At 51.6% G+C, this 6,251-nt stretch carries 5 protein-coding genes and 1 pseudogene; 4 read left to right on the forward strand and 2 right to left on the reverse strand.

Translation table 11 applies throughout. The features are described 5' to 3' along the window. The first annotated feature begins 135 nt into the window (after nucleotides 1-135). Complete coding sequence (locus E4S61_RS19805; protein WP_135305650.1) at nucleotides 136-366, forward strand: HalOD1 output domain-containing protein; 231 nt, start codon at nucleotides 136-138, stop codon at nucleotides 364-366. Nucleotides 367-1,365: 999 nt separating this feature from the next. Here E4S61_RS19805 and E4S61_RS19815 read toward each other — a convergent pair. Further along, complete coding sequence (locus E4S61_RS19815; RefSeq protein ID WP_167768591.1) at nucleotides 1,366-2,778, reverse strand: ATP-binding protein; 1,413 nt, start codon at nucleotides 2,776-2,778, stop codon at nucleotides 1,366-1,368. Nucleotides 2,779-3,124: 346 nt separating this feature from the next. On the opposite strand from E4S61_RS19815, the gene E4S61_RS19820 reads away from it, so the two are divergent. Beyond that, entirely contained in the window at nucleotides 3,125-3,442 is a 318-nt protein-coding gene (locus E4S61_RS19820) for a hypothetical protein (protein ID WP_135305653.1), read from the forward strand. Between the two features lie 206 nt (nucleotides 3,443-3,648). On the opposite strand, the gene E4S61_RS19825 is transcribed toward E4S61_RS19820, so the two are convergent. Further along, entirely contained in the window at nucleotides 3,649-3,939 is a 291-nt protein-coding gene (locus E4S61_RS19825; RefSeq protein ID WP_135305654.1) for a winged helix-turn-helix domain-containing protein, read from the reverse strand. 1,025 nt (nucleotides 3,940-4,964) lie between these two features. Between E4S61_RS19825 and E4S61_RS19830 the strand changes: the two genes are divergently transcribed. Further along, nucleotides 4,965-5,747: an SDR family NAD(P)-dependent oxidoreductase gene (locus E4S61_RS19830; protein WP_135305655.1), complete on the forward strand. Its 783-nt coding sequence runs from the start codon at nucleotides 4,965-4,967 to the stop codon at nucleotides 5,745-5,747. Nucleotides 5,748-5,978: 231 nt separating this feature from the next. After that, nucleotides 5,979-6,251 (forward strand): annotated as a pseudogene (locus E4S61_RS25985) (histidine kinase); the annotation flags it as partial.

Below are 6,251 nucleotides of genomic sequence, written 5' to 3' on the forward strand. Positions count from 1 at the left end.
ACCTGACCCTGAAACGGAGGACTTCTAGCAGTAACGGCTCTTTGAATAAGCCGTAGACTGGCCAGTACGTAATGTAGTGTTGGTGTGAGTGAATGCCACGGCTAATTATCCCCCTGAAGGTTCATATACCGGACAATGAAATACGAGATCGCCGCAGATGAACGTGTGAGCGAAGCTGTCCTCGCTGGTGTCAGTAGATTCGAATCGACTGCCGTTAGTGACCTTCCGTTGCTCTACGGAACGATAGACCCTGACGCATTAGAGGTATTACTCACATCTCAAGAGAACACCTGTGTCTCATTCGTATACAGCAACTCTCGAATAGAGATATATGATGGTGAGTTTCTCACAGTCGAAGCCACCTAACCGAAGATTCCGTACAGTCCGTACCTATTGAGCGGCTGGTTCAGACATTATTTTGAGAACATTGACACACCTGCTGTGGCGTTCTCGAGGCATGCTCCTCACCTGCTTTCTTGAGGATCAACCTCTCGAATAACTCCCTCGTGAAGGTGGAGTGGTCGCTGCCGCTCTCGCCGATATCATGCACATCTTCACCGCACATGCGGGCATAGGTACTGTGTAGCTAGCAGTGCGACACCGGCTCCCGGAGATACCAATGCCAAAGACAGCATGTACGGAGTATGGCCATGAGTCTTCGTACGATACAGGAAGAGACACGCCACATGCGCCAATGCGGTTCTGTCAGTACTGTGGTGCTGAACTACCACCAGAAGAGGAGTGGTGACCAGTACTCACTTTTGGATTATCGCCTATTACCGAGTCTCTTGGTATCCCAGCTGTCGTTGCGACCACAGAGATCGATAGCAAACTGGCCGTCGAGACGTCTCTTGTCACGCTCTATCCGTGGTTTCAGATGACTCATCGGCTGACGTGATCGAGTAGAGGCGTTTGCGGGCATCAGCGAAATAGATCTCCTCGCGAACCACATTTCGGTCCTGAAGTTCCGTCAGGGCATACCGGACAGTACGCACTGAGAGTCGTGTTTCATCGACGAGTTGACTCTGGGTCAGCTCCCCCTCGTATTCCAGTGTTTTGTAGACAAGCTTCGCACTGGGCGGCGCACCAGCAAGGTGGTCATTCGCATCTGGTGCCACCATATGTGTCTCTACGGGAGCTACCACCACAATTCCTCGGGTGTGCGCGGCCAGTCCCGCAAATTGGGGTTTTCGGGTTGCACGAAGCATACAGTGTTCACTGTGCTTCGGTGGACTCGTATTGGTGAGTCGGGTGGGGATACTCACGCGGTAGACCGAGTGGTTCAGAATAGTCGTCAAATAGAATAGTGGCTGTGTAGTCGCCTGATGGCAGCGTTACAGGCCGGCTCGATGTGCTGTGACGTCATTAACTGCCTGTAGCGAGCGAAAAGGTGAGTGTAATACGGCTTCCACGAGGGTCCGTTGTGTCAAATGCAATTCTAGCTCCGGAACGCCGAACGGCCCAATCGACGAACACCAGTCCGAGCCCTGTTCCGTGACTGAGTGGGGTGATTTCCTGACCAATGAGTAGATTGTTCGTTTCCCTTTCAGGTATGCCAGGACCATTATCGATTATCCGCAAAATACCGTTGTTCTCAGCAGTCCGTTCTAGTTCGAGTCGAACGATCGGTGTGTCGGTATTGTTGTGTTGAATCGCGTTGTCAAGAAGTTCCTTAATCGCATCCTCGATCTCTGGGACTGCTCTTGTCGTGATCTCTGCTCTGTGCGTAATTTCGATATCAGCTGTGGGGAACTTATCACGACTTTTCGCTACCTGCCGATCAACGACAGACGTGAGGTCTGTTATAACTGGATCGGACGGATCGGATAAGAGGCTGACAATCTTCCGTTCATGGTTCGCCTGTTCAACGAGGTGTGCAGCATGCTCTTGTATCCGGCGGGCACAGTCAGTGGCATCGTCAACTCTGCCTTGTTGAATGCTTTCTGCCATACCATGAATAACAGTCATCTCGTTACGGATATTATGGCGAAGCCATTGTTCGAAAATCTGCAACTGTCGCTTTCGTTCCTCTTGCTCTGTGAGATCGACGATGATAGCTTGGCCGATATCTCTGCCGAAGAAGGAGCCGGTAGCAGTCGAGACGTGGATATACCGTATATCGCCAGCCGCGGTTCGAAGCTTCATTTGCGTTGGTCCTGTCGACTCTTTCGCTTCGATGACTGCCGTAATTTCGTCCCGAGCGCTCTCTCGATCATCCGGATGGATAAATTCGAAGATCGACTCTCCGAGTAACTCTTCCCGGCAGTCTTTGTCGAGTAATTCGAGGATTGCATCGTTACACCAGATGATTTCTCCGCTTTTATCGAAGATATTTATCGGGAACGGAGATGTCTTCACGAGACTCCGGTAGCGATTCTGACTTTCGTCTTCGTTTCGAGAGACTGAGTCTTGGAGATTGTTTTGAAGTCGGGTGACGACTGTCTCTGGATCGCTGTCTGCTGGGATATACCCATCCGCATCGGCGGCAAGCGCCTCACCTGCGATCGTTTCGGACCCGTCCGTAGGAACCAGGAGAAACGGTAGATCCGGCTGAGACATACGAAGTGACCTGAGAAGCTGGAGCCCATCGAACTCAGGGAGTGAATATTCGCTGATGATGCCGTCAATATCGTCTTTTCGTACTCGGCGAAGACAGTCTGACGCAGCGGAGACGCGTTCGACTTCGAATCCGCTGGTATCGAGCTCCGCTGTAAGCTGCCGGTCAACAGTGTCGGCTAATCCTACGAGCAGAATGCGAGTCTCGTCGTCAGCAGACACTGCCATTCGATGTATATTGTATCTACGAACACGACACTTGTAATCGTCGGGTGTCAGAACTCTGGGTTATTGTAACCATATTCTGCAGGCCGTTGCCGCACGAATATGACTGCTGCAGGTATTTGCTGGTCGTTCGCCGCTGGAATCCGGGTGCTGGTCAGGATAGTACAGAGTATTGATTCTCCATCAGCGCAAAAAATCATATCGAGAAGAATAGAGACAAGCTGCCATCAGCTATAACTAGCAAGTCCGTCAATCTGTAACCACGGAACACGTTCACACGGAGCGATAAAAGACGCTCTTACGATGAAGGGGCTCACCTGTTTCGCAAAAGCGGTATCCTAGTATGTCAGAAGGGAACAACGGCGACCACGACCGTGCAGACCCGCATTCAATGGACGATGACCATGCACAGGTTATCGACGTATTAGAGCAGGCACTCGACGTTGACGACACTGAACCAACGAACTATCACGTCCGAGAGGCGCTCCAATACCTCCATCTCGAAAATAGGGGCGAGGTCGCACAACTGTTGAACAAAGCGCTCGACACTGACGATCATGATTCGGCGGATTTCTTCATCCGTGAGGCAATCGAGCTTCTCGAGATTGAGACGCAGGTCGCATCGACCGATCAAGTGAATCAGGAAAAAGGAGCGAAGTAATGCAATCGGTTATTTGTTCTCAGGAGACTCTCTTAAGCGCTTGATTGGTGTGTCAGGGAAAGTCTGCACTCCTCCTGAACGGTTGTTTCTGGATATCTTCTTGCGAACACTAAGACAGGGCACGTGCGCCGTGGCGGTTCTGTCAGTAGTGTGGGACTGAGCTGTCACCACAAGAGGAGTGGTGACTAGCACTTGCGTCTGAATTGTTATCCGGCGTCAACCATGTTCTGTGCCTCGATTGTTTCCCAGACGTCCTGCCCATCGTCTGTCAGTCCATACACGCGACCTTTGCGACGATCCTCAGAGACGAGCAAGGTGACGAGATCCGCCTCACGGAGTTCGTTGAGTGCCCGAGAGATATGTGCGATACTCAGGTCGGTTTCCTCCGCGATGAGTGAGGGTGTCGCCGGACTCTGATTGAGGCGTCGCAGTGTGTCGACACGGTAGCGCGAACTGATGACGAAGCTCACGTCGTCCCACTGTTCAGCAGTTGTCATGGGTGGTGAGTTGATCTTTACTGAGTGGGAGCTGATTAACAGTACAGATTGTTTCGCTGGCTAGGGGCTTCAAATACCAGGAAAGTTAGTGGTAACCAGTTGTTTCGTTGGGTTCGCTACAAGGTTCTCTCTGAAACGGATCGGTGGTCGTGAGAGAGGGGGTGTGAGGGACGCGACGGCTCTCTTAGCAGCGTGGCGCAGGGGACGGCTCTGTAATGTGGGTGTAAAACACAGTAAGCATCGTGCTCATCGTACTCGCTATGCAATTGTCGCAACAGTCGAGAGATTCACTGACGGGACACCCAATACGCCTAATCTCATCTGCCCAAAATTGATATGGAGGCGATTGACGTCCTCCATCTTGTGGCCGGCGCGCTTCCTGCTACTTACTAGGACTGTGGTGAGCGTGGAAGATTTGTGGTTGCTCGTTCTCTTGAACGCGTTGATAAACATGAGCATTGACGGACTGTACGGCTGACCGACGCAGAAATCGGACTGTAGAAAAGTGAGTCGATGAGTAGACCGCTCAGTGGTCAGTACAGAGCAAGTAGTATTCAAACCGTCGTTCAGATGACCATCTCGCTTCGGGTTTCCGGTGAAGTGAGGTCACCGTCTCTCTATTCACCAACGGCGTCGAGATACGCATCAATGATGAGACTCTTCCGGTGAGCCACGTGGAGATGGATACGGAGTTCATTCTGAGTCTTACATCGGTGTTCGCAGAGAGGGCAATCGAACTTGGTTAACTGCTTCATGTGACATAGTAGCACACGTGAAACAATAACGTATATCGCCCCTCAAAGAGAGAAACGCTCCAATTCGGTACGGATGTATATCTACGAATTACGTAGTAGAGGTGATGTAGACATCGTTCAGTACAGAGGGGCGAGGGAACACCTCGGTTGAAGACCTATCAATTACTGAGTAAGAACGACGTGCGAGATACAGAGAGTATATTCAGCAAGCTTAGAGATAGGGTGTTCAGAAACACAGTATAAAGCCCACAGACAATCAATAAGGTCATAATGGCTTCGACAGAACAAGCAAGCAACGCTGCTCTGATAACTGGTGGTTCACGCGGTATTGGATACGAATTAGCAAAGCTCTGCGCTCAAGATGGGTACGACTTGGTGCTCGTTGCGAGACAACAAGAACGGTTGCAGAAGGTAGCCAATCAACTTGAATCGGAGTGGGAGATCACGACGCTGCCGATCTCGAAAGATTTGTCTCACCCCGAGTCAACTCAGGAGATCTTTGACGAGGTAGAACGCAAGGACACCCAAATCGACCTTCTGGTGAATAATGCCGCAGCACGGCCCACACCTGATCGTTTCGATGAGACGGATCTCGAATCTACCTCCGATCTACTCCAGATAAACGTTACCACCCTCACGTCCCTTACCAGACTTTTCGTTGCGCCAATGGTTGAGCGTGGTGCTGGTCAAATACTTAATGTGTCTTCCGTGGCTGGAGAGATTCCAGATCCGACATTCGGGGTTTATGCAGCGACCAAAGGGTACGTAAGTACGTTATCGCAAGTACTCGCTCGACAACTCGAACCCGTCGGTATCACGGTCACAGTCTTGGTTCCAGGGTGGACGGAGACGGACATGGCTCAGCAGGTCTTTCAAGCGTTGGAGATTGACCCGGATACCAGAGAAACGATGTCACCAGAGGAAGTGGCCCAAGCGGGGTATAATGGCCTTCAGAGCGGACAGACGCGCGTCATTCCAGGTCAACAGTACCGAGAGGCGTTACAGAACGCACTCTCAACACGAGCATCGAACATCAACCCGGGACGCCAGTAGATCTCTCGTTCCCCTAAGAATACGTTTGTAAGATACCGGTTTGGATTTTCACGGTTGTAACGTGATTTGGTCTGCAAGATATGCGCCCTGTATCTCGCAGAGCTTCGACGATCTACCGGATGGCCGTCGGAAATGCCGTGCAAGATAGAGAGCGTGTATCTCGCAGGCTGCCAAGTCCCAGTCACCGTCTATGTCGGCAGAGTAATATTTGCGCCTCTGATACTGCCCGCTATGGCAGCCTTACCGGCATCTCCGCTCTTTCTGCTCTATGTTGGTATGTTTTTGATGGCCGCACTCGCCTGTTTTGCAAGTCTCACACAACTCCAACATATCTCTGACTCCGACACGCGTCGGGGCTTGGGGGCACTCCTGCTGACGAGTGGTGGGTGGGCAGCTGCTCACGTCGCTTTTCTGGTCTCTCCGACAACATCACTCAAACTCGGGTGGTATACCCTCGGGCTGGTGCTGGGCCTCGCCGCAGTCGGAGCATGGCTATACTTCTGT

Origin of the sequence: Haloarcula amylovorans (assembly GCF_004681185.1) — an archaeon.
Lineage (GTDB): Archaea > Halobacteriota > Halobacteria > Halobacteriales > Haloarculaceae > Haloarcula > Haloarcula amylovorans.

What these genes read in the sequence shown, in the direction of transcription:
- E4S61_RS19805 (WP_135305650.1), top strand. Translation starts at nt 136, where the DNA reads ATGAAATACGAGATCGCCGCAGATGAACGTGTGAGCGAAGCTGTCCTC.
- E4S61_RS19820 (WP_135305653.1), top strand. Translation starts at nt 3,125, where the DNA reads ATGTCAGAAGGGAACAACGGCGACCACGACCGTGCAGACCCGCATTCA.
- E4S61_RS19825 (WP_135305654.1), bottom strand. Translation starts at nt 3,939, where the DNA reads ATGACAACTGCTGAACAGTGGGACGACGTGAGCTTCGTCATCAGTTCG.
- E4S61_RS19830 (WP_135305655.1), top strand. Translation starts at nt 4,965, where the DNA reads ATGGCTTCGACAGAACAAGCAAGCAACGCTGCTCTGATAACTGGTGGT.